Consider the following 25,184-nt stretch of genomic DNA (forward strand, 5'->3'; position numbering starts at 1 on the left):
AGGCGCTTGAGCTATTTGAGGGCTCCGCGCCTGCCGCGCTTGCCAAACCCGAAACCGACGACTACCAAAATCAAACCCGCAGACTCTCGTCATGAGCGAGGGACCAGCGGGGGGCAGGTCACGACACCTGGCGCAAAGCGAACGCGATGGTGGAAATGATTTCCATACTCTCCCGCCATGCTATCGATTTGGAGTGGATCACCGCAAATCCGGCGAGCGGCGTCAAAAAACTCAAGGGCGGTGAGTACCAACCCTGGCCTGACGCAAAACTCCGCGCCTTTGAAACCTTTTGCCAGAACAACTCGCTGGAATGGGAACTGACCGCTTTCATGTTGGGCATCGGCACGGGGCAGCGGATCGGCGACATCATCAGCATGGAATGGGCACACTATGATGGTCAATTCATTGCTGTTGCCCAAGAAAAGACCGCAGCACGGCTCTGGGTTGCCTGCCCAGAATTTCTGCGCCGTTACCTCGACGGTTTACCACGCAAAGGTCGCTTCATCATCGCACAATCCCTGCAAAAGGGCATTGCGAAGCGCACCATTCAACAGCGCGTCATGGCCGTGCGTGAAGCGATAGGCGCACAGGCATTCGTGATTCACGGCTGGCGGTACACGGCGGCGGTTCATTTGGCCGAGGCTGGCGCAAGCGATAGCGAGATCCAAGCAGTGACCGGGCACAAAACACTTGAGATGGTCAAAAAATACCGCAGCCAGGCCAATCAAAAGCAGCTTTCGCAGTCGGCTCAAGCGCGGAGGACCAGAACATGAACGAAACGAGAAAACGGGAAATAAAACGGGAAACCGACGAACGCCAGTTTTCGTCGCCTCTCGAAAGGTCGTGATTTTTTATTTGAAATCAAAATGGTGCGGGTGAAGGGACTTGAACCCCCACGCCTTGCGGCGCCAGAACCTAAATCTGGTGCGTCTACCAATTCCGCCACACCCGCACTGGCGCAGCACCTTCCGGCGCTGCGTGAGCCGCTGAATAGCAAAGCCCGCCGCAGGATGCGAGAGGAAATCGCACCGGAACCACACTATTCGATTGCGGCACCAAAGACACATCTCAGCCACAGCTTCCCCCATAAGCGAAAAATTGCGCAGACGCGGGCGCGCCAAATGGCTAGTGTCTGAAAAAACAAATAAAATGCTACTGAGGCAGAGCGAGAGACCCCATGAAACCGCACGCGAATCCGCCTGCGCAGCATATCGTTGCGCGCATCCTGCAAAGTCGCCGCGAGCAGACCGGCAGCCACGCGGCCCAAAGTTCCGTTACGCTGATTACCGGCACTCCGATCCAGACCCAAGACGGCGCTTTGGCCGTTGAGACTCTGACAGCCGGGGATCAGTTGATAACACGGACGCAGGGCCTCACTCCGCTGAGCAAGATTCGCAAATCCCGCGCCATGATGCATGCGGTCCGCTTCGCAGCCGGATCGCTCGGGCACACGCAGCCGGGCGGCGATTTGCTGCTGCCGCTGAACCAGCAGGTTCTGATCCGAGACTGGCGCGCCAAGGCGATGTTCGGACAGCCCCAGGCCGTTGTGCCTGCGTTCGAACTGATCGATGAGGAGTTCATTCGCGACGAAGGCATGCAGATGTTGGAACTCTGCACCCTGACCTTTGATCGCCCTCATGTGATCTACGCGGGCGGCATGGAGATCGCCACCTCCCGCGCGGCAGGCGACAATCTGCGCCCGGCGGCTTAAAACCCTAGCTTGCGAAATACGGCTGGGATCTGCTCTGGCAGGTCCTCGGCGATCAGTCCGGGGCCGAATTCCAACGCGCAGTCCACATGCAGCCAGGCGGCGCTTTCCGCCGCCTGCATCGGGCTAAGGCACCGCGCCAGCAAACCGGTGATAAATCCCGCCAGCACATCCCCCGACCCAGCCGTCGCCAGCCAGGGCGCGGCGCGATCATAATGCGCGGAGTTGACCGAGCAGCGCCCATTCGGCGCGGCGATGACCGTATCGGCGCCCTTGAACAGCACCACGCAGCCTGCCCGCGCGGCAGCGTCGCGCGTGGCGTCCACCTTGGAATAGGCCGGGCCTTTGGTGGCGGGCGCATTCAGTTTCGCGGCAATATCCGGGAACAGCCGCGCAAATTCGCCGCCATGGGGCGTCAGCACGCAGTTTTCATGCAGCATGGAAAAGAGCTCTTCCGGCGCATCGCCAAAGGCCGAAAGCGCATCGGCATCCAGCACCGTGGCCCGCTTGGCCGCCAGTGCCGCAGGAACAAGATCCCGCGCGCGATCAAGCCCCATTCCGGGCCCAAGGCAGAGCGCATTGAGGCGGCTATCCTCCAGCACCTGAGCCAGACCTTCGGCATCGGCAACCCGTTGCAACATCAGCGCGGTGATCTGGCAGGCGACCTCCTGCTGGGCACTTGGCGGCACGCCAAGCGTCACCAGCCCCGCCCCGATCCGAAGCGCGCCCCGCGCCGACAGCCGTGCCGCACCTGTCTTGCCCGCACCGCCCGTCAGGATCAGGGCGTGGCCGTGGGAGAATTTGTGGCCTGATCGCTTGGCCATCCAGCGGGAAGTGTCTTTGAAAGATATCTTACTGCGAACGTCATCAACGATTGGCGCTTGCCCTGTGAGGCGAACACCGACTGGACGCAATATGCCAACCGGGCCATTTTCGGTCACAACAAAAGGCGGCTGCCCTTCTTTTCGAGGTTTGAAAGACCGCCAGTTCGCCAAACCGATATCCTTGACTACCACACGCCCACAGTGCGTGGGGCCAGCGGCGATGAAGTGACCGACTTTGGGGGAGTCAAACGCGACCGTCAGTCTGGCTTGGGGCCGAGGGTCAGGCTCCTTGGGCAGTGCTGACGTTCGGATCTTCGCCCCCGCAGGAAGCTTGCCAAACAGCTCTTTGAGCGATGGCGGCTGCGGCACCAACCATCGACCGCTATCCAGACAAATCCCGGAAGGTGCGTCGATGGCCACGGTACAATCGTCATAACGGTCACCATTTCTGCCCGTCATATGGCTGATAACATCCAACGCCGTCCCCTCGAGCGGGCGTGACAGACCGGTTCCGAAAAGAGCATCGATGTAAATCGTATAGGGCTCTTTCCGAAACCCTCTTTCAGAAAGCTCCTCTACCTGATTGTCAGCCAACCAGATTTCGTAGTTCGTGCGCGCGTCGGGGGGGAGCTTGTCCGGATCACCATATAGGAAAACCTTAACGAGCCATCCTTTCCCAGCCAATAGGCGTGCGACGACGAAACCATCTCCGCCGTTGTTTCCCGGTCCACTTAGAACTGCTGCGCTTTGCGGAGCACTTTCATACTCGGGCCATTCCTCGAAAATCGCCTCTACCACGCCCTGCCCGGCCCGCTCCATCAGCTCCAGGCCGGTTACCTTACCTGACTCGATTGCGGCCTGTTCGATGGCGCGCATCTGGGCAGCTGTCAGCAGTTCGGTCATTCTCCAGGCTCCCGCGATTCAATTGTGATTGTTTTTTGTGCGCAGTGATTATTTTTTAAACACCAACGCCCATTTTGCAGGCTGATTTTCCGGCATCTTTGGCGGCATCCATTGTCGCCAGCATTTAGAAATGATCTGACCAGCTTCGACAAGGTTGTGAGGAGCCCACGAGATGAAAAAGATCGAAGCCATCATCAAACCGTTCAAACTGGACGAGGTGAAAGAGGCGCTGCAGGACGTCGGTGTACAGGGCCTGTCCGTGATCGAGGTTAAGGGCTTTGGTCGCCAGAAGGGGCACACGGAACTTTATCGCGGCGCCGAATACGTCGTTGATTTTCTGCCCAAGGTGAAAATCGAGGTGGTTCTGGACGACGATCAGGTGGACGGCGCGATCGAATCCATCGTGAACGCGGCAAAGACAGACAAGATCGGCGACGGCAAGATCTTCGTCAGCGCGGTCGAGCAGGCCATCCGCATCCGGACCGGCGAAACCGGCCCCGACGCACTTTAATACCAGATATCGCCAGCGCGCCGGGATTGCCAAAGGCAGCGTAGCGGGTTGGCGCAGCAACACACGAATTTTCTTACGGAGAGGAAAGCACCAATGAGCAAGGACGCAGTTCTGAAGCTGATCAAGGACGAGGAAGTCGCCTATGTCGACATCCGGTTCACCGACGTACGTGGTAAACTGCAGCACGTCACCGTAGACGTGGACATGGTCGACGAGGATTTCCTCGAAGAAGGCTTCATGTTCGATGGCTCCTCTATCGCGGGCTGGAAATCGATCGAAGCTTCGGACATGAAGCTGATCCCCGACACCGAGAGCGCCTATATCGACCCGTTCTACGCGGAAAAAACCATCTGCATCCACTGCTCGGTTGTAGAGCCCGACACCGGCGAAGCCTACGAGCGTGACCCGCGCGGCACCGCACAGAAGGCCGAAGCCTACCTGAAGTCCAGCGGCATCGGCGATGCGGCGTTCATGGGCCCGGAAGCGGAATTCTTCCTGTTCGACGACGTGCGCTTCTCCAACTCGATCAACAAGGTGTCCTATGAAGTCGACGCGACCGACGCGTCCTGGAACACCGATGCCGAGTATGAAGTTGGCAACATGGGCCACCGTCCCGGCGTCAAGGGCGGCTACTTCCCGGTCAACCCCGTCGACGAAGCACAGGACCTGCGTTCCGAGATGCTGTCGACCATGAAGCGTCTGGGCATGAAGGTGGACAAGCACCACCACGAGGTTGCCTCCTGCCAGCACGAACTGGGCCTGATCTTCGACAGCCTGACCAAACAGGCGGACGAGCTGCAGAAATACAAATACGTGATCCACAACGTCGCGCACGCCTACGGCAAATCGGCAACCTTCATGCCGAAACCGATCGCAGGCGACAACGGCACCGGCATGCACGTGAACATGTCCATCTGGAAAGACGGCAAGCCGCTCTTTGCTGGTGACAAATATGCGGACCTGTCCGACGAAGCCCTGTGGTTCATCGGCGGCATCCTGAAGCACGCGAAAACGCTGAACGCCTTCACCAACCCGTCCACCAACTCCTACAAGCGTCTGATCCCCGGCTTCGAAGCTCCGGTTCTGCGCGCCTACTCCGCCCGTAACCGTTCCGGCTGCGTGCGTATTCCGTGGACCGAAAGCCCGAAAGCCAAGCGCGTCGAGGCCCGCTTCCCCGATCCGGCCGCAAACCCCTACCTGGCGTTTGCAGCCCTGCTGATGGCTGGCCTGGACGGCATCAAGAACAAGATCGATCCCGGCGAAGCCATGGACAAGAACCTCTATGATCTGCCCGCCGAAGAGCTGGCCGACATCCCGACCGTCTGCGGCTCCCTGCGCGAAGCGCTGGAATGCCTGGCGGCCGACCACGAGTTCCTGCTGCAGGGCGACGTGTTCACCAAAGACCAGATTGAGGGCTACATTGCGCTCAAGATGGAAGAGGTCGAAACCTACGAGCACACCCCGCACCCGGTTGAGTACGGCATGTACTACAGCTGCTAATAGCTGCGGCAGTCGAAACCATGAAAGAGCGCCCATCGGGCGCTCTTTTTCATTCACAGGTCCGGTCTTCACTGGACCAACCAGTGGCAGTCTTCAGATCTGGAGCGGTGTGGGCGCTTCAGAAAAGGTTAAGCTCTGCCACCATAATGTCGTAGGGTGCGACATGAGTTTCTCAGAATAGCGAGCGTTCATAATGCAGAAATTCAGCCTCAGGGATCTTGAGCTGATCGACGGCCCGCCCCACCCGGAATTCGACAACCTGACTCGGTTGGCACAACGCACCATTGGCGCCCCGGTGGCTCTGCTCTCTACCATCGACAGCGACGCAAAACGTCAATTCTTCACCAGTCAGACCGGGCTTAGCGGCCCGGCGGCAGAGGATCGGTACGCGCCTCTGTCTCATTCCTTTTGCCAGCACGTGATCCAAAAAAATGCCCCCGTGACTGTTCAAGATGCCCCCAACCCTCCCCCGGATCTGGGCACGGGTATTGCCCAGGGGCTTGGCATTGGTTCCTATCTTGGCGTGCCGGTTTATCGACCCGGCGGTGTACCCGCTGCGGTGCTGGCGGTAATCGATGACAAACCGCGCGCCTGGACTGAGGCGGACATATCCCTGCTGCGGCAACTGGCCTTTTGCGCCACCGATGCGATCCGGACGCGGGCAACAATGCTTGAAATGGCACATATCAACCGGGAGAGGCGCGAATTCACTTATGCGGTTTCGCATGATCTGAAATCGCCAGCCAATACGCTCAACCTGCTGCTGCAGGAGCTGGATGCCGAACGCGACCGGCTGAGCGAGGACGGAATTTTCCTGCTGGAGCAAAGCCAGAAGACCGCAGCCCGCATGATGCGGCAGATGAATGACATTCTGGAATACTCCCGCGTGGTCGGCGCCCGCATCCAAAAGCGGGACATCGATCTCAACACGCTGGTGGGCGAGCTGGTGCAGGATCTGCAAGGCGAGATCCAGCATGCCGGGGCCACCGTCGACATTGGCCCCCTGCCGGTGGTGACTGGCAACCGAATGCAATTGCGCTGCCTATTTCAGAACCTGATCACTAATGGCATCACCTTCCGCTCAGGCGCGCGCAAACCCATGGTCTCCATTACGTCCGTTTCCGGGGCCAACAAGGGGCAGGAACGCATCGACGTCACCGACAATGGCGCTGGGATCTCAACCTCAGATCAGCAGCAGATTTTTCAGCTGTTCAAGAAGCTGCACAACCCGAATGAATACGATGGCACCGGCATTGGCCTGACACTCAGCCGCCGGATCTGTTCCAACCACAATGGCCTGCTGGAAGTGTCATCTGAGGTCGGACAAGGCTCCACCTTTCGGGTTACCCTACCAAGCGGATCCTCTGCGACCTGAACCGATCAACCGCGTTCCCCCATCGCTGCGGATGACAAAGGCAAATGTGCGGGGCAGTCATTCTTGAACCCCGCCCGTTCTGCCTGTAAAGCCGTCGCTCCCCGGACCCGCAGGAGACAGGCCAATGACCGCCCCAATTACTTTAGGCATCGATTTTGGCACCTCCAATTCGGCGGCAGGTGTGGCGGCGGGCGGGCGCCCCTGGCTGATTGAACTGGAACCGGGCGAACAGACCCTTCCCACTGCGGTTTTCTTTGATCCCGACAGCGGCAAGATGCGCATCGGACGCAGCGCCACCCGGGCGCTGATTTCCGGCGACGAGGGCCGCTTCATGCGCGCCCTCAAAAGCCTCCTTGGAACGCCCCTGCTGCACGAGGAACGTCGCCTTGGCGGGCAGCGAATGACCCTTTCGGCGGTAGTCACCCAGTTTCTGGCCGAGGTCAAAGCCCGCGCCGAGGCGCAGACCCACATGACATTCACCCATGCCCTGTCGGGCCGTCCGGTGCGGTTTCACAGCCGCGATGAGGCCCGCAACGCCCAGGCCGAAGACGACCTCCGTGCCTGCTACCTGGCTGCCGGATTTCAGGACGTGCGCTTCATGCTGGAGCCCGAAGCGGCGCTGCGCGTAACCGAGGCCCGCTCGGGGCTGGGGCTGATTGTCGATATCGGTGGGGGCACTTCGGACTTTACCGCCTTCCGGCAGGACGCTGACGGCACCACTGATATTCTGGCCTCCTACGGGATTCGTCTGGGCGGTACCGATTTCGACCAGAAGATCAGCCTGGCCCGTGTTATGCCGCTTCTGGGGCGTGGCAGCAGTATCCGCAACAGTTTCGGCAGCGGCACCCTGCCCGCGCCGAACCGGATCTACAACGATCTGTCCAGCTGGCAGATGATCCCGTTTCTTTATACTCCCGAGCACCGCCGCGCCGCACGTGACCTCCAGCAACAGGCGAGCGAGCCGGACAAACTGGCGCGCCTCGTCAGCACGCTGGAGGATGAACTGGGCCACGACATCGCCTTTGCGGTGGAGCGCGGCAAGATCGCAGCCAACCACCCGCAGGACGTCGGCGCACAGATCGATCTCAAGGTTCTGGAGCGCGGCCTGCAGGCCTCTCTATCTGGCGATGATATAACGGCCCTACTGGAGGCACAGATGCAGGAACTGGCCGAAGCCGCCGCAGAAACACTGAAACTGGCAGGCGCTGCCCCGGAAGAGGTTAACCGCATCGTTCTGGTTGGGGGCTCGGCGCTGCTGGGCTGTCTGCAGCAAGAAATTCAGCGGCTTTGCCCCGGCGCGACGGTGGAAAACCGTCATGCGCTGACGGCCGTGGCTGACGGATTAGCCATCGCCGCCGCCGAGGCCTTTGCCTGAGAGCAACACCAGCGCTGAAACGCATCACATCACGCTATATTTCCTGCGCGGGAGCGGTAGGCTGGAGACATCCAGTTCCAGTTTCCGAAAGCTCCCACCATGCGTGTTTTACCCGTTCTCTGCCTGTCCCTGACTTCTTTGCTACCGGTCGCCTCTGTTGCCGCCTCCTGTGGCAATAACTCTGCGGGCTTTGCCAGCTGGAAGGCAGAGTTTGCGGCCGAGGCCAAGCGCGCAGGCGTCAAGGGCAAGGGACTAAAGGCACTGGCACAGGCACAATACGCCAGCCGCACCATCGCCGCCGACCGCAATCAGAAAAGCTTTCGCTATAGCCTTGAGAAATTCATGCAGCTGCGCGGCTCAGCCACGATTGTTGCGCAGGGGCGCAAACGCAAGGCCCGCAACCCACAATTCTACGCGGCGCTGGAAAAGAAATACGGCGTGCCCGCAGGTGTCCTGATCGCCATTCACGGCATGGAAACCGCCTTTGGCCATTTCATGGGGGACAGTCAGGTGGTTTCGGCCATCGTGACCCTGACCTACGATTGCCGCCGCTCTGATTTCTTCCGGCCCCATGCCATCGGCGCGCTGAAGCTGGTGGATCAGGGCGCGATCACACCCGCGACACTCGGCGCCAAACATGGCGAGCTCGGCCATACGCAATTCCTGCCCGGAAATGCGCTGACCTATGGCGTGGACTGGACCCGCGACGGGCGCGTTGATTTCTATGATCAACAGGATGCGTTGGCCTCGACCGCGAATTACCTGCGCAAGAAAGGCTGGAAACGGGGCAAGGGATACCAGCCGGGGCAGCCGAATTACAAAGTCCTGAAACAATGGAATGCGGCAACCGTTTATCAGCAATCACTGGCCATCATGGGGCAGCAGATCGACGGCTGAATCTCGGGCTTGGCGCGCGGCCGCGGATTTCCGGCAAGGGCGCCAACTGAGTCCATTCCCCCATACTGCGAACAGTCCGTCCATTTGCCGTGCATTGTAATCACTATGGCATCAACATGGCCGCAGGGCGCCCGGTTTCAGCCACATTCGGCGGGGGCTTGCGCCAAACACGACTGACATCACATTGTTTTTATTTGAGTAAAAATTTACCGACCTGCCCTGGCGGGATTTTTTACCCCGCCCCTCAGAACCTGTTCGGATGCCTCACTTTGTGCCTTTTCCCTTTGTAATATTGGGTTGACGGCACCCCGAACGAAGGAGGCTTGAGAATGACACAGGTAGAACAGTTCAAAGGCAGGCTCGGTTTCAAGACCCGCAGCAACCGGCTCCTCAACAAGGGGCTGATCCAGGCGGTCGACATGCTTGAGGAATACGGCCACCCGATGGCGCAGATCAACACTCGGGCGGCAAACCGGGTCGAGATGGAAGGCGATCAGTACCGGGTTATCCTGCGGCTGCGGCGCCTACCGCTGCGGCTTGGCATGCATGTCCCGGCGGGCCTTTCTGCTCCGGCAATCTTCCTTGAGGTCACCATGGAGCGCCTCTACCCCAGCGGCAGCGATAGCGAGATCACCGAGATCCTGCTCGCGGTACTCCTGCGCCGTCTGGCCGAAACGCTATCGCCCACGGTGGTGTTCTGGCAGGACGCGCCCAAGGCGATGACCTGCGACGCTTTTCTCGGCGTCTTCAACCTGCATCACGCGGTAGACATGGCAGATACGGCAGAGGCGCAGGCCACGGCCGAAAGGACGCCGGGCTCCCTGCTCAGCCGCCCGGCGTCCGACAATATCCACCCACGTAGTGCCTTACCCCGGCGCCGCTCCGCCCGGACTGCCCTGCCAACGCCCTCCCCGTTCAAACCGACCGGAAAATCGCGGACCTCGGCAAAACTGTTTACCGCTCGCAGTGGCGCAAACTCGGCGCCCGTGGCCGAGAAGCCGCGCGGACGTTCCTGTTTCGCGCCAGTGGAGGCAATGGCAGATGATCTGGACCAGCAATGCGCCCGCCACGTGCGCACCGATCCAGCACACGCCGATCAGGTCGTGGATCTGTCGGGCCTAAAACCCGCTCAAGGCGGTGCGCGGGCGCAAGGCATCGTGACATGGGCTGCAACCGGATTGGTTGCGATGCTGTCGGCGCCCGCTGCCCTGCTGCTTTTGCTGGTTGAATTGCTCAGGGGCTCCCAGCTGACCCCGCGCAGGCAAGCCCTGAGCCTTGGTGTCTTTCTGGCCCTGCTGCAAAGTACGGAAATGGTTCAAGCCGCAGCAAAGGTCCTGAAGCTGCCTACCCCCTGAACTCCGGAGCCTCCGGACCAGAGGGCCCTTGCCGGATGCAGCCTATACGGTCTCGATATCCTGCTCGTCCTGCTGCCATTGGCGCATGACGTCGGCGCGGCTCAGCACGAAGGTGTGGATCGAAAAGACAACCGCGCGGGTGCGAGGCAGACGCAGAATGCTCTGCGTTTCGCTGCGCATGAACCCGGCTTCTCCGCTGCGCGGCTGTTCGCGCGGCGCATTGGCGCTGCGGGGCTGGTGCAGCATCGGATCGTGATACCACAGCGCATTGAACCGCCACAGCGGGCGATCCACCTGCACGCCGTCAAACAGCCGCTGCACCCGGGCCGCAATATTGGCGTCATAGCTGTCGACCGGCACGTGAATGGCAGTCAACGGACGCATGAATTTTTCAGACAATGTCCAGCTGGCCGGGAAACACAGAACCGCGCCGGTCAGCACGTGCTCCGCCGCGCCTTCGGGTTTCTCCAGAATGCAAAAATCCTGCTGGGTGATCCGGCCAAGGGTTCCGAGCGGATCCTGCCAATCGATCCGCACCGTCACCCCATCGGGGCGCTGCACTTGATCCTCAGCACCGGGGTACAGATGGGCCAGTACGCGTTCCAGCAATTCTTCGGCAGCGGGACGGCCGCCCTCATCCAGCATCAGGACCTTGTCCCGGGCCGTGTCCAGCAGGCGCTCACGCTCCGCCATCTGGTCGCCAAAGGCATCATCCGAACGCAGCCAATCGGCAACCGGCAAGGGTTTGATCCCCGGCAGACGTTGCGAGGCAAGCGGGTTGTACGGGATCTGGGTCTGTAGAATCGCTGTCATGTTATGGTGCTAGCATAAATTTGATCAAAAGGAGGAGGCCCTGTGTCCCGTTCAGCCAAAAACCACTAAAAAATCACGCGACCCACCGTCGCAGAGACAGGTTTAGGCGCACTGCCGTCAGCAGGCACTGGCCCCGCGCAGAAATCCCGGCAGTTTCTCACGCACTACCAGCACACTAGGCGCTGTTGTTCGCTCTTCCAGCCGGTCCACAAGTACCCACTCGAGCGCGTGGGATTCGTGGCTGACCTGAATTTTCCCCGCCGCAGCGCGAAACAGGAAACGCACGTCATAGTGCAGATGTGCGCATTCTTTGGGCGATGCCGGAATTTCATGAATATCGACGTCAAACACCTGCGGCGACAACATCTCAAGCCGGGAAAGGCCACTTTCCTCATAGGCTTCCTTTTGGGCCACAAAGGGCGCATCGGAAATCCCGTCGCAATGGCCTCCGAGCTGCAGCCAGCGGTCCAGTTTTGCGTGGTGGGTCAACAGGACAGACGACATATCCGCAGAGAGAACAAAGGCCGAAGCGGTAACATGCCCGGTGGCCGGATCGCGATCAAAGGCGCGGGGTTCTGACGCGCAGAACCGGCCAAGACGGGACCACATGTCATGGTCGCGTGCTGTTTCAGGGCTGTACCCTCCGATGCCGATGATGTGCTCCATGGTCTCGCCCCTTCACCTTCACGTGTTATTTTCGGCCCGCGCCTTGCCGAACCCCGCCTGCTGCCGCACCTTAGGATCGAGAAAACCAAAGGCCAATCTTCCATGCCCACAGAACGCATCACGTTTCCCGGACACGCCGGGACCGCGCTAGCTGCGCGCCTCGACCTGCCCGAGGGGCCTGTCCTTGCCACCGCCCTGTTCGCACATTGCTTTACCTGCTCCAAGGACATCCCGGCCGCCCGGCGCATCGCGGGGCGTCTGGCCTCGATGGGTATTGCGGTTCTGCGCTTTGACTTTACCGGTCTTGGACATTCGGATGGGGAGTTCGAGAACACCAGCTTCTCCTCCAATGTCTCGGACCTGATTGCCGCCGCGCACTATCTGGCGGGGCGCGATATGGCGCCGCAGTTGCTGATCGGGCATTCGCTGGGCGGTGCCGCGGTTCTGCGCGCCCGCGCGGGCATTCCTTCGGTGCGCGGTGTGGTGACCCTTGGCGCGCCTTATGATCCCGAACATGTGGCCCACAACTTTGGCTCCCAACTGACCGAGATCGAAGCGGTCGGCGCCGCCGAGGTCTGCCTTGGCGGGCGTCCCTTCACCATTCGCCGCCAGTTTCTTGACGATATCCGCGCCAGCGCCTTGGGCCCCTGCATTGCAGGTCTGGATGCGGCCCTTCTGGTGATGCATGCCCCGCGCGATGAAACTGTCGGGATCGACAACGCGGCCGAGATCTTTGCCGCCGCCAAACACCCCAAGAGCTTTGTCACGCTGGATGACGCGGACCATCTGATTTCCCGCGCGCAAGATGCCGAATACGCCGCCGAGGTGATTGCCGCCTGGGCCGGGCGCTATGTGGAGATGACACCGCCCGCCCCGCCCCCCGGCGCGCCCGAGGGGATCGTGCGGGTTGCCGAAGCCGATCCCGAAGGCTTCCTGCAGGACATTCAGTCCGGCCCCCATCACCACGCGCTGGCCGATGAACCGCTGGCCTATGGCGGCACCAATCGGGGGATGTCCCCCTATGGTTTCGTCGCAGCGGGGCTTGGCGCCTGCACCTCGATGACCATCCGGATGTATGCCCGGCGCAAGGAATGGCCGCTTGACAGCGTTTCAGTTGATGTGTGCCACGACAAGGTGCACGCGCAGGATGCTGCCCCAGCGGGTCCGGCCAAGATCGATCAATTCACCCGGAAAATCAGCCTCTGCGGCACCCTGACACCGGATCAGCGCGCAAGGCTGCTGGAGATTGCCGACAAATGCCCGGTGCATCGCACATTGGAAAGCGGTGCCCGGGTGATCACGGTAGACATTTCGCCTCACTAAGCTCAGCGCTGCTGAGCGTAATCCATATACGATACGGACAGGCGGCTTTTTCGCCGCCCGTCCGCGCAATTCCTGCGCCGATTGATCGATATCAAGGCCCGCCCTTCGTTCTTAGCCATGATCGCCTGCAATGCATTCGCACCCTTATTGGCACGACAGGAGACGCAACATGGGACTGGTGAAGAAACTGGAGCAAAGCTCGGACCTCGTGAACGGCATGGCCGACCGGCTGGGCATCGACATGGGCGAGATCATTGCCCGCGACCCCGAACACGAAGGCCCCAAGCTGATGCGCGCTATCATGCGCTGCAGCCATTGCGACGATCAGGCAGGCTGCACCCAGTTGCAAGCGGATCAGGACCATCTGGACACGGCCCCGACCTATTGCCGCAACAAGGACGTCTTTGACCGTATCAGCCAGGACTGACCCGATCAGCTAGGCTCCACGGCAGGCGGACAATACGTCCCGCCCCCGCCGTGGCGGCTTGTTCCTTTTAGCAGAGCGGTCTATGACGCGGCGCAAGTGTTCCCGCAATTGCGAAAGGTGTTTCCGCCGATGATCCCCCGTTATGCCCGCCCCGACATGGTCGCCATCTGGTCCCCCGAGACCAAATTCCGCATCTGGTACGAGATCGAGGCGCACGCCTGTGACGCGATGGCCGATCTGGGCGTGATCCCGCGCGAGAACGCCGAGGCCGTCTGGAAGGCCAAGGACGTGGAATTCGACGTCGCCCGCATCGACGAGATCGAAGCCGTCACCAAACACGACGTCATCGCCTTCCTGACCCATCTTGCAGAACACGTGGGCAGCGAAGAAGCGCGTTTCGTGCACCAGGGCATGACCTCCTCCGACGTGCTCGACACCTGCCTGAACGTGCAACTGGTGCGCGCCGCCGACATCCTGCTGGCCGATATGGACAACCTGCTGGCGGCGCTGAAGAAACGCGCGATGGAGCACAAGAACACCGTGCGCGTCGGCCGCAGCCACGGCATCCACGCCGAACCCACCACCATGGGGCTGACCTTTGCCCGTTTTTATGCCGAGATGGACCGCAACAAGGCGCGCCTGCAGCGGGCCCGCGAAGAGATCGCCACCGGCGCGATTTCCGGCGCGGTCGGCACCTTTGCCAATATCGACCCCGCGGTGGAAGAGCACGTCTGCGAGAAACTGGGCCTCAAGCCCGAACCGATTTCGACCCAGGTCATCCCGCGCGACCGTCACGCGATGTTCTTTGCCACTCTGGGCGTCATCGCATCCTCGATCGAGAACGTCGCCATCGAGATCCGCCACATGCAGCGGACCGAAGTTCTGGAAGGCGCGGAATTCTTTTCGATGGGCCAGAAAGGCTCCTCGGCGATGCCGCACAAGAAAAATCCGGTGCTGACCGAGAACCTGACCGGTCTCGCGCGCCTGGTCCGCATGACCGTGATCCCGGCAATGGAGAACGTGGCGCTGTGGCACGAGCGCGATATCTCGCACTCCTCGGTCGAACGCGGCATTGGCCCGGACGCCACCGTGACGCTGGACTTTGCCCTGAACCGTCTAACCGGCGTCATCGACAAGATGCTGATCTTCCCCGAGAACATGCTGGAAAACATGAACAAATTCCCGGGTCTGGTGATGTCGCAGCGGGTGCTGCTGGCGCTAACGCAAGCGGGCGTGTCCCGCGAAGACGCCTATTCCATGGTGCAGCGCAACGCGCTGAAGGTCTGGGAAGAGCGCCTTGATTTCCAGGAACTGCTGCTTGCAGACCCCGAGGTTGTTGCCGCTCTCGGCGAAGATGGCATCAAGGAAAAATTCGACATGGGTTATCACACCAAACATGTCGACACGATCTTCAAACGGGTGTTCGGCGCCTGAACCGCCTTCCCGTCTTCCTGATGACGACGCCCCGCCAAAATGGCGGGGCGTTTTTCATTTACGCACCCACCACTGGGCAAATATTCGCCAGAGAGTACCGGAAGCTCCCTTATCCTAGGAATTCCCCTCCCCTGAGCCAGTAAATCAGGCTAGATTCACTCCATAACCCGTAATGAGGATCCCCAATGCGTGCCATCGTTCTTGCAACCGTGATGTCCCTGCCCGCGATGTCACTTTCCGGGGCTGCCTTTGCCGCTGGCGACAATACCTTCACGGCTCCGACCACCACGCAAACCACCAAGGAATGTACCGGAGCGCAGGTCTGGGACGAAAAAAAAGGCAAATGCGTAGACGCCAAGGATTCGGCGCTGGATGCCGATACGCTGTATGACGCGGTGCGTGAACTGGCCTATGCGGGCCGACTGAAAGACGCGCAAATGGTTCTGGCCGCGATGCCGGATCAAAGCGAAGGTCGGGTCCTGACCTACTGGGGCTTCACCGCCCGTAAGCTCGGCCAGCCAGATGAGGCGAACGCCTATTACCAGCGCGCCATTGCTACCGATCCCGACAACCTTCTGGCCCGCTCCTATATGGGACAAGGCTTTGTCGAGGAAGGAAAACTGGGGCTGGCCCTGGCACAGTGGAAGGAAATCCGTGCGCGTGGCGGCACTGGCAGCTGGCCTGAGGTCTCGCTCTACAAGGCGCTGCAGAGCGGACAAACCTCAAGCTATTGAGCTTTAGTCTTTCTTTACCGCTAATGGCCTATCTTGATCCCAACAGAAAGAGAATCTTTTTGGCAAGGGTCCTATAGATGCAAGACGACCAGATGTTGGCGCTCCCCATGGCGACAGGCGGTGATGGATTGGGAGATTTTTCGGCTCCGGCTCCGCTTGGTGGAATGGGGGGAGGAATGGATAGTCCCATGGGTGGATCGCTCGGCGGCTCCGCTTCCCATCTGAGCGGCAAGGCAAAGGCGGCGATCGTCGTGCGCCTGCTGCTGAACGAAGGCGCTGACATCCCGATTGAAGAACTGCCCGATGAGCTGCAGATGGAACTGACCCAGCAGATGGGGAAGATGCGCATCGTCGACCGCGAAACGCTCTATGCCGTTGCCAGCGAGTTTGCCGAAATGCTCGACAACGTTGGCCTGACCTTCCCCAACGGGCTGGCTGGCGCGCTGACCGCCATGGATGGCAAGATCAGCCGCCATACCGCCAGCCGCCTGCGCAAAGAGGCCGGCGTGCGTCAGTTCGGCAATCCCTGGGACCGTCTGAAACAGCTTGCACCCGAAGATCTCGCCTCGCTCGCCGAAGCAGAAAGCACCGAAGTTGCGGCCGTGCTGCTGTCGAAACTCGACACCGCCAAGGCGGCACAGATGCTGGCTGCCCTGCCCGGCCCCGTGGCCCGGAAAATCGCCTATGCCGTCAGCCATACCAAAAACGTGACCCCGGACACAGTCGATCGGATCGGCCTGTCCCTGGCAGCGCAGGTGGAGGCCCGCCCGGATCTGGCCTTCGACACCACCCCGGGCCAGCGCGTCGGTGCCATCCTGACCGAAGCCGCCGCAGCCAAACGGGACGAGGTTCTGACCGCACTGGAAGAAGAAGACGAGGAATTCGCCGGCGACGTGCGAAAGGCGATCTTCACCTACGGTCTGATCGCAGAGCGCATGCACCCGCTGGATGTACCCAAGCTGATGCGCGTGCTGTCCCAGCCCGATGTGGTCACCGCCATCGCCTTTGCCAGCGCGGAAGAGGACGTTGCCTCTAGCGAATTCCTGCTGGAAAACATGTCGAACCGTATGGCCAACAACATCCGTGAAGAAGTCACCGAACGCGGCAAGGTCAAACGCGCCGATGGCGAAATCGCCTTCAGCCTGATCGTCAACGCCATGCGCGATCTGGTGAACAACGGGGAAATCGAGCTGAGGTCTGAGGACGGCGAAGAGGACGAGTAAGTCCTGATCTCTCCCGCTGTCTCTACCGATACGCTTCGGGTACCGGCTGACGGCTTGTACACAATGGCGGCCGGGATTAAGTAGACATGCTCTATGTGATCCCAGCCCAGCAGGCCCATACCCACAATGCCCGTCGCCGCCTCCGAGCTTTCTCCGGCCCAAAAGGCAAAGTATTTTGCCAGCAACCTCTTTCTGCGTGGCGTGATCGGCGCCATGGGGCTGATCCCCTATCGCGCGCGGCTGGCGGCCATGGGTCGTCTGGTGCGCGCCGCCGCGCCGCTGGCGGGCTTTGACCGGCGGATCCGTGACAATCTGGCCCTCGTCTGCCCCGACCTGCCGCCCGAGGAGGTGGACCGGCTCTGCCGCGAAGTCCCCGACAACGCCGGGCGCACCTTTGCCGAGCTCTATGCAGGCGCACCCTTCCTTGCCCGCGCCAAGGCTGCGCCAATCACCGGTGAGGGTCTGACCGCGCTCGAGAAAGCACGCGCTGACGGGCGCCCTGTGATTCTGGTCACCGGTCATTTCGGAAATTATGACGCTGCCCGGGCCGGGTTGATCGCACACGGTTTCCCGATGGGGTCGCTCTACCGGCGCATGGCCAATCCCTATTTCAATGATCACTACGTCCGTGCCATCGAAGGCAACGGCAAACCGATGTTCGAGCAGGGCAAACGCGGCATGGTCGAAATGGTCCGCCATCTGAAAAAGGGTGGCAATATCGCCATCGTCGCCGACCTGCACGTGCATGGCGGCGAGGAGATCCCATTCTTCGGCAAGCCTGCCGTCACCTCTACCGTTCCTGCGGAACTGGCGCTGAAATACGGCGCGGCACTGATCCCGGTCTACGGCATCCGGCAACCCAATGGCGTTGATTTCGAAATCCACCTCAACCCGGAAATTCCGGCGTCAGATCCCATCACCATGACCCGCGCGATCTGCGACGATCTGGAAAGCGTCATCCGCAAGCATATGGGGCAGTGGTTCTGGATCCACCGGCGCTGGAAAGCATACACGCCGCCGAAAAAGCCCAATACCGATCCCGCGGGATAATGCCGACCACGGCAGGTACAGACGCCCCCAGGAGTTGGCGCTGATTACTTCAGCTGCGCGGCGGCTACGATGGGGCCGCTGCCAGCCTCTTGCACCAGCACGGCCAACGACTGATCCCCGGGCAGCGGCACGGTCAGGTTCAGGTCTTCCTGCCCGTCCCATTCTGCGATCTGCTGCCAATCCTCAACGATATTGGCATAGGCCATGGTCCGCCCTGCCAGCTCTCCGCGGCTGATCGACACCCGGCGCAGCGGCGTGAACCGCACCACATCAACCCTCATCGCCCCTTTGGGCAGCGCGCCGCGAGCCTGCACCGAGATTTCGACACCGGCCGCCGTTGCCGTCAGATCCAGCGCCACCGGCTGCGCGCCGGTCTGGTGCCGTTTGATCGCATCACCTACTTTCAGCGGGTCGGCGGCATGAACATCCTCCTGCCCCATCACGATCATCTGCGGAGTATGAACCATGTTACGGCCCATCGCCCGGGCATAATCCTTTTGCCGCTCAGTATAGGTCGGATCGGCAAAGACGTCCTTCCAGCCGATGTAATCCCAGTAGTCGACATGGAACGCCAACGCCAGAACGTCCTCACGTTCTACCAGTTTGTGCATCAAGGCATCGGCCGGCGGGCAGGACGCACAGCCCTGCGAGGTAAAGAGCTCTACCACCACCGGCTGATCCACCTCTTCCGCACGGATCGCGGCAGGCATCGCAAGGCACAACACACTGGCAAGAGCGGCAAAACGCATCATTGTTCGGAGTACCCCTTTGGTCGTGATCCGCAGGCCAACTCTCGCTGGCCCCCCGGTGTACCCCAACCCAATTCTGAACACCAATCAATCATTCTTGAGACTTGGTTTACCCTTTGCATGCGCTCTTGTGTACTATTGCATACAAAAAATGCACCAGAAGGCGTTTCCCCTATTGAAAGAAGGGCGAACCTGTTGCAGATAGCCTGCAGCGAATTCCCCATTATCACATCCAGAGGGAGGCCAACATGCCTATCACCGTCGGACAGGACAATGCCAAGACGCGCCGCACGCTCAGCGCCGGTGGCAAGTCGATTTCCTATTACTCGATCCCCGCAGCCACCGAAGCCGGCCTCGGCGATTTCTCGAAACTGCCGGCGGCGCTGAAGGTCGTTCTGGAAAACATGCTGCGCTTTGAAGACGGCGGTTTCTCGGTCTCGCTCGAAGACATCAAGGCCTTTGCCGAATGGGGCGCCAACGGCGGCCAGAACCCGCGCGAAATCGCCTATCGCCCGGCCCGCGTGCTGATGCAGGATTTCACCGGCGTTCCCGCCGTTGTGGACCTTGCCGCCATGCGCGACGGCATCAAGGCGCTGGGTGGCGACGCCCAGAAGATCAACCCGCTGAACCCGGTTGATCTGGTCATCGACCACTCGGTCATGATCGACGAATTCGGCAACCCGCGCGCGTTCCAGATGAACGTGGACCGCGAGTATGAGCGCAACATGGAGCGCTACCAGTTCCTGAAATGGGGTCAGGGCGCCTTCAACAACTTCCGCGTTGTGCCTCCGGGAACCGGCATCTGCCACCAGGTGAACCTGGAATACCTGGCCCAGACCATCTGGACCGACACCGATCAGGACGGCAATGAAGTCGCCTACCCCGACACACTGGTCGGCACCGACAGTCACACCACCATGGTCAACGGCGCGGCCGTTCTGGGCTGGGGTGTTGGCGGCATCGAAGCCGAAGCCGCGATGCTGGGTCAGCCGATCTCGATGCTGATCCCCGAAGTCATCGGGTTTGAACTGACCGGCGACATGGTCGAAGGCACCACCGGCACCGACCTGGTTCTGAAAGTCGTGGAAATGCTGCGCCAAAAAGGCGTTGTGGGCAAATTCGTCGAATTCTACGGCGAAGGTCTGGACCGTCTGCCGCTGGCGGACCGTGCCACCATCGCCAACATGGCACCGGAATATGGCGCGACCTGCGGCTTCTTCCCGATCGACGCGGAAACCATCCGTTACCTGCGCAACACCGGCCGCGACGAAGACCGTATCGCGCTGGTCGAAGCCTACGCCAAGGAAAACGGTTTCTGGCGCGATGCGGATTACGCACCGGTCTACACCGACACGCTGTCCCTCGACATGAGCAGCATCGTTCCGGCAATCTCCGGTCCCAAGCGTCCGCAGGACTACGTGCCGCTGACCAACGCCCAAGCCGCCTTCCGTCAGGAGATGGAAAACACCTTCAAACGCCCGATGGGCAAGGAAGTGGCCGTCAAAGGCGAAGATTACACCATGGAATCCGGCAAGGTCGTGATCGCCTCGATCACCTCCTGCACCAACACCTCCAACCCCTACGTGATGATCGGCGCGGGTCTGGTTGCGAAAAAGGCGCATGAGCTGGGCCTGAACCGCAAGCCCTGGGTGAAAACCTCGCTGGCGCCGGGTTCGCAGGTGGTGTCCGAGTACCTTGAGGCCGCAGGCCTGCAAGAGCATCTGGACGCTGTCGGCTTCAACCTCGTTGGCTATGGCTGCACCACCTGTATCGGTAACTCCGGTCCGATCCAGCAGGAACTCTCCGACGCCATCGCCGAAGGCGATCTGGTGGCAACCTCGGTCCTGTCGGGCAACCGCAACTTCGAAGGCCGCATCAGCCCCGATGTGCGCGCCAACTACCTGGCCTCGCCGCCGCTGGTTGTCGCCTATGCGCTGGCAGGCACCATGGACATCGATCTGGCCAACGACCCGATCGCCCAAACTGCCGATGGCAAGGACGTCTACCTGAAAGACATCTGGCCCTCGACACAGGAAGTCGCGGACCTCGTGCAAGAAACCGTAACCCGCGAGGCCTTCCTGTCGAAATACGCCGATGTGTTCAAAGGCGACGAAAAATGGCAGGCGGTCGAAACCACCGATGCGGAGACCTATGACTGGCCCGCAACGTCGACCTACATCCAGAACCCGCCCTACTTCCAGGGCATGGGTACCGAGCCGGGCACCATCTCGAACATCGAGGGCGCCAAGCCGCTCTTGATCCTGGGCGACATGGTCACCACCGACCACATCTCCCCGGCGGGTTCTTTTGCGACCACCACCCCGGCCGGTCAGTACCTGATCGAACGTCAGGTGGCCCCGCGTGAGTTCAACTCCTACGGTTCGCGTCGCGGCAACCACGAGATCATGATGCGCGGCACCTTTGCCAACATCCGCATCAAGAACGAGATGCTGGACGGCGTTGAAGGTGGTTACACCAAAGGCCCCGATGGCGAGCAGACCTCGATCTACGAAGCCTCGATGGCCTATCAGGAAGCGGGCACTCCGCTGGTCGTCTTTGGCGGTGAACAGTACGGCGCGGGCTCCTCGCGTGACTGGGCCGCAAAAGGCACCGCGCTGCTGGGCGTCAAGGCCGTGATCGCCGAAAGCTTTGAGCGTATCCACCGGTCCAACCTGGTTGGCATGGGCGTTATCCCGTTCGAGTTCACCGCTGGCGATACCCGCAAGTCGCTGAACCTCACCGGTGACGAAACCGTCTCGATCCGTGGCCTCGACACCATCGAGCCGCAGCAGGAAGTGCCCTGCGACATCACCTACGCAGATGGCACCACCAAGACCATCACGCTGAAGTGCCGCATCGATACCGCGCCCGAGATCGAGTACATCGAACACGGCGGCGTGCTGCACTACGTGCTGCGCAACCTCGCGAAGTCGTAAGGCCCGCGCCACATGGAATTGCAAAAGGCGGCCCCCCGGGGTCGCCTTTTCTGTTAGAGACCTTACCGAGAATAGCAAAAGAATAAGGGAGGAGGATCAGAGCATGACTGACACGACGAAGATAGGTCTGAAGGAGACTGGCTGCATCACCGGCTATCACGCCCATGTCTATTTCGATGCCGACACGGTGGAACAGGCACTGGTCCTGTGCCAGCGCGCGGCAGAGATCTTTGGCGTCAAGATGGGCCGCGTCCATGACAAGCTGGTCGGCCCGCACCCGATGTGGTCCTGCCAACTGGCCGCCGATCCGCAACAGTTCGCACAGCTGCTGCCCTGGCTGGCGCTGAACCGGGACGGGCTGATTGTCTTTGCCCACCCCGAAACCGGCGATGAGCTGGCCGATCACCGTGATCACGGCATCTGGCTCGGCACCGGGCTGGAGCTGGATCTGTCCCAGTTTGCCTGAAATCAGAACGCGATGGCGCGGGACAAGGCTGCAAGGCCGCCGCGCATCGCCGACGCGCCCTCATGCGGCGGCGATATCCGGCTTTTTGCGGACAGATCCGAAAATCTACTGACCAGCCGCCTTTTCCATCGCTGGGCGCAGCGTCTTTTCAACGACTGAGCTAGTCAGCGGCCCTGCAAAGCGCAGCACGATCTTGCCCTCACCATCGATCACATAGGTCTCGGGTACGCCATAAAGGCCCCAGTCGATCGCCATGCGACCCTTTTCGTCCCGGCCAATCGCCGTGTACGGATCGCCCAGCTCGTTGAGGAAGGCCTCGGCGTTGTCTTGCTGGTCCTTGTAGTTGACCCCGTAGATCGGCACGCCCTCGGCCGAGAGCGCCTCCAGCGTCGGGTGTTCGGCGCGGCAGGGCGCGCACCAGCTGGCCCAGTAGTTCACCAGCTTGACCGTACCATCGCGCAGGGTTGCATCGTCAAACGACGGCTTGCCGGTAAATTCGTCCAGCACCACCGGCGGTGCGGTCTGCCCTTCGCGGGCAGATGGCAGGCTTTCGGGGTCCTCGCGGAACATGCCTACCAGCGCTAGACCGACAAAACCGGCGAACACCACCACGGGCACCGCCATCAAAGGAGAGATCTTAGCCATTGCGCTTCACCCGGTTCTGCTCCAGCCGCTCCATCTCGGCGCGTACCCGGCGGCCACGCCACAGGGTGACGGCCACCAGAAGAACCAGCAGCAGAATCGACGCCGCGTAGGACGACAAAACGGTCTCCGAATATTTCCCCAGATCAGGCATCATGTGTCCAGTTTTTCCCGTGCCATCAGCGCCCGGATACGGCGGGCGCGAATTTCAGTTCCGGTGCGGTAGAACACCATTGCGAGAAAGAAAACCCCGAAGCCCAGCATGCAGACATAAAGCGGGTTGGAGAAAGCGTCCGCGACGTTTTCTTTCTTATCAAGGCTGAGCGAGGCGCCCTGATGCAGACCCTGGTTCCAGAAGTTCACCGCATAGCGGCTGAGCACCGCAAAGACCGAGCCGACAAGGCAAAGGATCGAGGTGAGATCCGCTGCCGTGTCCGGATCCTCAATCGCCTCCCAAAGGGCGATATAGCCAAGGTAGAACAGGAACAGGACAAGGAAGGAGGTCAGGCGCGGATCCCAGGCCCACCAGGTGCCCCACATCGGCTGCCCCCAGATCGCCCCGGTCACCAGCGCGATCAGCGTCATCACGATGCCTACCGGCGCGGCGGCACGGGCCGCAAGGGCGCTGACGTGGTGACGGCGCACCAGCCAGATCAGCGAGGCGACAAGCATCATGAACCAGGCGTTGATCGCCATCAGCGCCGAGGGCACGTGCAGGAAGATAATCTTGACGGTGGAGCCCTGACGATAATCGTCCGGTGTGAAGAAGAAACCCCAGATCAGCCCCACGGCCATCAGCAGGCCCGAGATCATCCACAGCGCGGGCATCACCCGCTCGGTGGTGGTCAGGAATTTCTTCGGATTGGCGTATTCCCAAATCGACATGGTGGCTATCTTGTTCCCCGCTCCCAAAGTTTCAAGTCTCTGTTCCCTGCTCTTTCGTCGCAGCTCTTTCGCAGCATCCCGGTCAGCGCAGATTGATACGCAAGACCGCGGCGCTGGCAAAGGGCAGAAGCGCGATCACCGCTGCGGAAATCCCCGCCAGCATCAACAGCGGCGTCTGCACGGCCATGCCTTCGGCACCGCGGCGGGCCACTTCGGCGCCAAAGATCAGCGTCGGCACGTAAAGCGGCATCACCAACAGCGACAACAGGAGCCCACCGCGTTTCAGCCCCACAGTCAGCGCCGCGCCAAAGGTGCCAATCACCGACAGGGCTGGCGTGCCCAGAAACAGCGAAATCACCAGCCAGGAAAACCCCGGACCGGGCAGGTTCAGCAGCACGCCCAGCACCGGCGCCGCCAGCACCAGCGGCAGGCCAGTGGTGATCCAATGCGCCAGCGCCTTGATGGTGACAACAGATTCCAGCGGCAGCGGCGCGGTGGCCAGAAGATCCAGCGAGCCATCCTCCCAATCAAGCGCCAGCAGCCGGTCCAGCGACAACAGGCACGACAGCAGCGCCCCCAGCCACAACACGCCTGGCGCGATCCGGGTCAACAGCTCGGAATTCGGCCCCACCGAAAAGGGAACCATGACCGTCACGATCAGGAAAAACGCCAGCCCAAGGCCAAAGCCGCCTCCGGCCCGCACCGCCAGCCGCAGATCCCGCATCAGAAGAGCGATCATAAAAAGCCCTCGTCAAAATCATCAAGCGCAGGCAGGCGCGCCTTGAAGGGGCCGACATCCAGCACCTCAGCCTCGGCTAGGCCCAGGTCGATATGGGTGGCGATCAATGCCGAACCGCCCTGCCCCAGATGCGCCCGCACCGCATCCGCGAACATGGTGACCGAGCGGGTATCAAGGCTGACGGTCGGCTCGTCCATCACCCAGATCGGGCGCCCTGTCACCAGCATCCGCGACAGGCCCAGACGGCGTTTCTGTCCGGCAGACAGCGCCCCGGCGGGCCGGTCCTGCAAGGCGGTGAGGTCAAAGGCCTCAAGCGCAGGCGTGATGGAGGCAGAGCCAAAGACCCGCGCCCAGAATGTCAGGTTCTCCGTGACCGTAAGTGCCGGTTTCAACCCGTCTGAATGGGCCGCATAGGCGATCTGATCCTCGGCGCCGTCGATCTGCCCAGATAGCGGCGGTTGCAGCCCGGCGATGGTGCGCAACAGCGTTGTCTTGCCGATCCCATTCGGCCCCCGCAGGATCAGGGCACGGCCGGGCATAAGCTGAAAACTCAGCCCTTCCAGAACCGGCAACCCGCCACGGGCAATGCTGAGATCGGTTACATTCAATGTCATGAATAACTGACTATCCCATTGCGGCCCGGCGCAAA

At 61.1% G+C, this 25,184-nt stretch carries 25 protein-coding genes and 1 tRNA gene; 16 read left to right on the top strand and 10 right to left on the bottom strand.

Features of this window, described 5'->3' with window-relative positions:
- Positions 1-146: 146 nt before the first annotated feature.
- Positions 147-773 (top strand): tyrosine-type recombinase/integrase, encoded by a 627-nt coding sequence (locus tag SM764_RS13445; protein ID WP_369002008.1) that lies wholly within the window; start codon positions 147-149, stop codon positions 771-773.
- A 94-nt stretch (positions 774-867) separates the two neighbouring features.
- Here SM764_RS13445 and SM764_RS13450 read toward each other — a convergent pair.
- Positions 868-952: transfer RNA gene (locus SM764_RS13450), tRNA-Leu, on the bottom strand.
- Between the two features lie 225 nt (positions 953-1,177).
- On the opposite strand from SM764_RS13450, the gene SM764_RS13455 reads away from it, so the two are divergent.
- Positions 1,178-1,711, top strand: a complete 534-nt coding sequence (locus tag SM764_RS13455) for a Hint domain-containing protein (RefSeq protein ID WP_369002009.1) — start codon at positions 1,178-1,180, stop codon at positions 1,709-1,711.
- On the opposite strand, the gene SM764_RS13460 is transcribed toward SM764_RS13455, so the two are convergent.
- Positions 1,708-3,435 (bottom strand): NAD(P)H-hydrate dehydratase, encoded by a 1,728-nt coding sequence (locus tag SM764_RS13460; protein WP_369002010.1) that lies wholly within the window; start codon positions 3,433-3,435, stop codon positions 1,708-1,710. The genes SM764_RS13455 and SM764_RS13460 overlap by 4 nt on opposite strands.
- Before the next feature lie 172 nt (positions 3,436-3,607).
- Between SM764_RS13460 and SM764_RS13465 the strand changes: the two genes are divergently transcribed.
- The 6 genes from SM764_RS13465 to SM764_RS13490 all read left to right on the top strand — a co-directional run bounded on the left by SM764_RS13465 (position 3,608) and on the right by SM764_RS13490 (position 10,448).
- On the top strand, positions 3,608-3,946 hold the full coding sequence (locus SM764_RS13465) for a P-II family nitrogen regulator (protein ID WP_369002011.1): 339 nt from the start codon (positions 3,608-3,610) through the stop codon (positions 3,944-3,946).
- A gap of 93 nt (positions 3,947-4,039) precedes the next feature.
- On the top strand, positions 4,040-5,446 hold the full coding sequence (gene glnA / locus SM764_RS13470) for a type I glutamate--ammonia ligase (protein WP_065270449.1): 1,407 nt from the start codon (positions 4,040-4,042) through the stop codon (positions 5,444-5,446).
- 193 nt (positions 5,447-5,639) lie between these two features.
- On the top strand, positions 5,640-6,821 hold the full coding sequence (locus SM764_RS13475; RefSeq protein ID WP_369002012.1) for an ATP-binding protein: 1,182 nt from the start codon (positions 5,640-5,642) through the stop codon (positions 6,819-6,821).
- A 124-nt stretch (positions 6,822-6,945) separates the two neighbouring features.
- Positions 6,946-8,196 carry an Hsp70 family protein gene (locus tag SM764_RS13480; protein ID WP_369002013.1) on the top strand — a complete coding sequence of 417 codons (1,251 nt, stop codon included), beginning with the start codon at positions 6,946-6,948 and terminating at the stop codon, positions 8,194-8,196.
- A 99-nt stretch (positions 8,197-8,295) separates the two neighbouring features.
- Positions 8,296-9,093, top strand: a complete 798-nt coding sequence (locus SM764_RS13485; RefSeq protein WP_369002014.1) for a lytic murein transglycosylase — start codon at positions 8,296-8,298, stop codon at positions 9,091-9,093.
- A gap of 329 nt (positions 9,094-9,422) precedes the next feature.
- The gene (locus SM764_RS13490; protein WP_369002015.1) at positions 9,423-10,448 is read left to right on the top strand and encodes a hypothetical protein; all 1,026 of its coding nucleotides are present in this window, start codon (positions 9,423-9,425) and stop codon (positions 10,446-10,448) included.
- A gap of 42 nt (positions 10,449-10,490) precedes the next feature.
- Here the strand turns inward: SM764_RS13490 and SM764_RS13495 are convergent, their stop codons facing one another.
- Both SM764_RS13495 and SM764_RS13500 read right to left on the bottom strand, forming a co-directional pair.
- On the bottom strand, positions 10,491-11,261 hold the full coding sequence (locus tag SM764_RS13495; RefSeq protein ID WP_369002016.1) for a heme-dependent oxidative N-demethylase family protein: 771 nt from the start codon (positions 11,259-11,261) through the stop codon (positions 10,491-10,493).
- Between the two features lie 117 nt (positions 11,262-11,378).
- Positions 11,379-11,927: an NUDIX hydrolase gene (locus tag SM764_RS13500; RefSeq protein ID WP_369002017.1), complete on the bottom strand. Its 549-nt coding sequence runs from the start codon at positions 11,925-11,927 to the stop codon at positions 11,379-11,381.
- Positions 11,928-12,029: 102 nt separating this feature from the next.
- Between SM764_RS13500 and SM764_RS13505 the strand changes: the two genes are divergently transcribed.
- From SM764_RS13505 to SM764_RS13530, 6 genes are all read left to right on the top strand, one after another.
- Entirely contained in the window at positions 12,030-13,250 is a 1,221-nt protein-coding gene (locus SM764_RS13505) for a bifunctional alpha/beta hydrolase/OsmC family protein (protein WP_369002018.1), read from the top strand.
- 169 nt (positions 13,251-13,419) lie between these two features.
- Positions 13,420-13,677: a DUF6455 family protein gene (locus SM764_RS13510; protein ID WP_369002019.1), complete on the top strand. Its 258-nt coding sequence runs from the start codon at positions 13,420-13,422 to the stop codon at positions 13,675-13,677.
- A 129-nt stretch (positions 13,678-13,806) separates the two neighbouring features.
- Complete coding sequence (gene purB, locus SM764_RS13515) at positions 13,807-15,111, top strand: adenylosuccinate lyase (protein WP_369002020.1); 1,305 nt, start codon at positions 13,807-13,809, stop codon at positions 15,109-15,111.
- 185 nt (positions 15,112-15,296) lie between these two features.
- The gene (locus SM764_RS13520; RefSeq protein ID WP_065270459.1) at positions 15,297-15,845 is read left to right on the top strand and encodes a tetratricopeptide repeat protein; all 549 of its coding nucleotides are present in this window, start codon (positions 15,297-15,299) and stop codon (positions 15,843-15,845) included.
- A 77-nt stretch (positions 15,846-15,922) separates the two neighbouring features.
- Positions 15,923-17,068 (top strand): flagellar motor switch protein FliG, encoded by a 1,146-nt coding sequence (locus tag SM764_RS13525; protein ID WP_274833494.1) that lies wholly within the window; start codon positions 15,923-15,925, stop codon positions 17,066-17,068.
- A gap of 126 nt (positions 17,069-17,194) precedes the next feature.
- Positions 17,195-18,118 carry a lysophospholipid acyltransferase family protein gene (locus SM764_RS13530; protein ID WP_369002021.1) on the top strand — a complete coding sequence of 308 codons (924 nt, stop codon included), beginning with the start codon at positions 17,195-17,197 and terminating at the stop codon, positions 18,116-18,118.
- A 44-nt stretch (positions 18,119-18,162) separates the two neighbouring features.
- On the opposite strand, the gene SM764_RS13535 is transcribed toward SM764_RS13530, so the two are convergent.
- Positions 18,163-18,870, bottom strand: coding sequence for a DUF1223 domain-containing protein (locus SM764_RS13535; RefSeq protein ID WP_369002022.1), 708 nt, complete (start codon positions 18,868-18,870; stop codon positions 18,163-18,165).
- A 245-nt stretch (positions 18,871-19,115) separates the two neighbouring features.
- Here SM764_RS13535 and acnA point away from each other — a divergent pair, with 245 nt between their 5' ends.
- Both acnA and SM764_RS13545 read left to right on the top strand, forming a co-directional pair.
- Positions 19,116-21,803, top strand: a complete 2,688-nt coding sequence (acnA, locus tag SM764_RS13540; protein ID WP_274833489.1) for an aconitate hydratase AcnA — start codon at positions 19,116-19,118, stop codon at positions 21,801-21,803.
- A 103-nt stretch (positions 21,804-21,906) separates the two neighbouring features.
- Positions 21,907-22,269: a DOPA 4,5-dioxygenase family protein gene (locus SM764_RS13545; RefSeq protein ID WP_369002023.1), complete on the top strand. Its 363-nt coding sequence runs from the start codon at positions 21,907-21,909 to the stop codon at positions 22,267-22,269.
- A gap of 105 nt (positions 22,270-22,374) precedes the next feature.
- Here the strand turns inward: SM764_RS13545 and SM764_RS13550 are convergent, their stop codons facing one another.
- The 5 genes from SM764_RS13550 to ccmA all read right to left on the bottom strand — a co-directional run bounded on the left by SM764_RS13550 (position 22,375) and on the right by ccmA (position 25,149).
- A complete protein-coding gene (locus tag SM764_RS13550) occupies positions 22,375-22,914 on the bottom strand; it encodes a DsbE family thiol:disulfide interchange protein (protein ID WP_065270464.1) in 540 nt (179 codons plus the stop codon).
- A complete protein-coding gene (ccmD, locus tag SM764_RS13555) occupies positions 22,907-23,068 on the bottom strand; it encodes a heme exporter protein CcmD (RefSeq protein WP_065270465.1) in 162 nt (53 codons plus the stop codon). The genes SM764_RS13550 and ccmD overlap by 8 nt, the downstream gene beginning before the upstream one ends.
- Positions 23,065-23,796 carry a heme ABC transporter permease gene (locus tag SM764_RS13560; RefSeq protein ID WP_065270466.1) on the bottom strand — a complete coding sequence of 244 codons (732 nt, stop codon included), beginning with the start codon at positions 23,794-23,796 and terminating at the stop codon, positions 23,065-23,067. The genes ccmD and SM764_RS13560 overlap by 4 nt, the downstream gene beginning before the upstream one ends.
- Before the next feature lie 82 nt (positions 23,797-23,878).
- Positions 23,879-24,535 carry a heme exporter protein CcmB gene (ccmB, locus tag SM764_RS13565; protein WP_065270467.1) on the bottom strand — a complete coding sequence of 219 codons (657 nt, stop codon included), beginning with the start codon at positions 24,533-24,535 and terminating at the stop codon, positions 23,879-23,881.
- Positions 24,532-25,149: a heme ABC exporter ATP-binding protein CcmA gene (gene ccmA, locus SM764_RS13570; RefSeq protein WP_369002024.1), complete on the bottom strand. Its 618-nt coding sequence runs from the start codon at positions 25,147-25,149 to the stop codon at positions 24,532-24,534. The genes ccmB and ccmA overlap by 4 nt, the downstream gene beginning before the upstream one ends.
- Positions 25,150-25,184: the final 35 nt, after the last annotated feature.

Origin of the sequence: Pseudophaeobacter sp. 1A16562 (assembly GCF_041008785.1) — a bacterium.
GTDB classification, from domain to species: Bacteria; Pseudomonadota; Alphaproteobacteria; order Rhodobacterales; family Rhodobacteraceae; genus Phycobacter; species Phycobacter gallaeciensis_A.

Bases quoted from the DNA above. Each gene is read 5' to 3' on its own strand.
- SM764_RS13445 (WP_369002008.1), top strand. From the start codon at position 147: ATGGTGGAAATGATTTCCATACTCTCCCGCCATGCTATCGATTTGGAG.
- SM764_RS13455 (WP_369002009.1), top strand. From the start codon at position 1,178: ATGAAACCGCACGCGAATCCGCCTGCGCAGCATATCGTTGCGCGCATC.
- SM764_RS13460 (WP_369002010.1), bottom strand. From the start codon at position 3,435: ATGACCGAACTGCTGACAGCTGCCCAGATGCGCGCCATCGAACAGGCC.
- SM764_RS13465 (WP_369002011.1), top strand. From the start codon at position 3,608: ATGAAAAAGATCGAAGCCATCATCAAACCGTTCAAACTGGACGAGGTG.
- glnA (WP_065270449.1), top strand. From the start codon at position 4,040: ATGAGCAAGGACGCAGTTCTGAAGCTGATCAAGGACGAGGAAGTCGCC.
- SM764_RS13475 (WP_369002012.1), top strand. From the start codon at position 5,640: ATGCAGAAATTCAGCCTCAGGGATCTTGAGCTGATCGACGGCCCGCCC.
- SM764_RS13480 (WP_369002013.1), top strand. From the start codon at position 6,946: ATGACCGCCCCAATTACTTTAGGCATCGATTTTGGCACCTCCAATTCG.
- SM764_RS13485 (WP_369002014.1), top strand. From the start codon at position 8,296: ATGCGTGTTTTACCCGTTCTCTGCCTGTCCCTGACTTCTTTGCTACCG.
- SM764_RS13490 (WP_369002015.1), top strand. From the start codon at position 9,423: ATGACACAGGTAGAACAGTTCAAAGGCAGGCTCGGTTTCAAGACCCGC.
- SM764_RS13495 (WP_369002016.1), bottom strand. From the start codon at position 11,261: ATGACAGCGATTCTACAGACCCAGATCCCGTACAACCCGCTTGCCTCG.
- SM764_RS13500 (WP_369002017.1), bottom strand. From the start codon at position 11,927: ATGGAGCACATCATCGGCATCGGAGGGTACAGCCCTGAAACAGCACGC.
- SM764_RS13505 (WP_369002018.1), top strand. From the start codon at position 12,030: ATGCCCACAGAACGCATCACGTTTCCCGGACACGCCGGGACCGCGCTA.
- SM764_RS13510 (WP_369002019.1), top strand. From the start codon at position 13,420: ATGGGACTGGTGAAGAAACTGGAGCAAAGCTCGGACCTCGTGAACGGC.
- purB (WP_369002020.1), top strand. From the start codon at position 13,807: ATGATCCCCCGTTATGCCCGCCCCGACATGGTCGCCATCTGGTCCCCC.
- SM764_RS13520 (WP_065270459.1), top strand. From the start codon at position 15,297: ATGCGTGCCATCGTTCTTGCAACCGTGATGTCCCTGCCCGCGATGTCA.
- SM764_RS13525 (WP_274833494.1), top strand. From the start codon at position 15,923: ATGCAAGACGACCAGATGTTGGCGCTCCCCATGGCGACAGGCGGTGAT.
- SM764_RS13530 (WP_369002021.1), top strand. From the start codon at position 17,195: ATGCCCGTCGCCGCCTCCGAGCTTTCTCCGGCCCAAAAGGCAAAGTAT.
- SM764_RS13535 (WP_369002022.1), bottom strand. From the start codon at position 18,870: ATGATGCGTTTTGCCGCTCTTGCCAGTGTGTTGTGCCTTGCGATGCCT.
- acnA (WP_274833489.1), top strand. From the start codon at position 19,116: ATGCCTATCACCGTCGGACAGGACAATGCCAAGACGCGCCGCACGCTC.
- SM764_RS13545 (WP_369002023.1), top strand. From the start codon at position 21,907: ATGACTGACACGACGAAGATAGGTCTGAAGGAGACTGGCTGCATCACC.
- SM764_RS13550 (WP_065270464.1), bottom strand. From the start codon at position 22,914: ATGGCTAAGATCTCTCCTTTGATGGCGGTGCCCGTGGTGGTGTTCGCC.
- ccmD (WP_065270465.1), bottom strand. From the start codon at position 23,068: ATGATGCCTGATCTGGGGAAATATTCGGAGACCGTTTTGTCGTCCTAC.
- SM764_RS13560 (WP_065270466.1), bottom strand. From the start codon at position 23,796: ATGTCGATTTGGGAATACGCCAATCCGAAGAAATTCCTGACCACCACC.
- ccmB (WP_065270467.1), bottom strand. From the start codon at position 24,535: ATGATCGCTCTTCTGATGCGGGATCTGCGGCTGGCGGTGCGGGCCGGA.
- ccmA (WP_369002024.1), bottom strand. From the start codon at position 25,149: ATGACATTGAATGTAACCGATCTCAGCATTGCCCGTGGCGGGTTGCCG.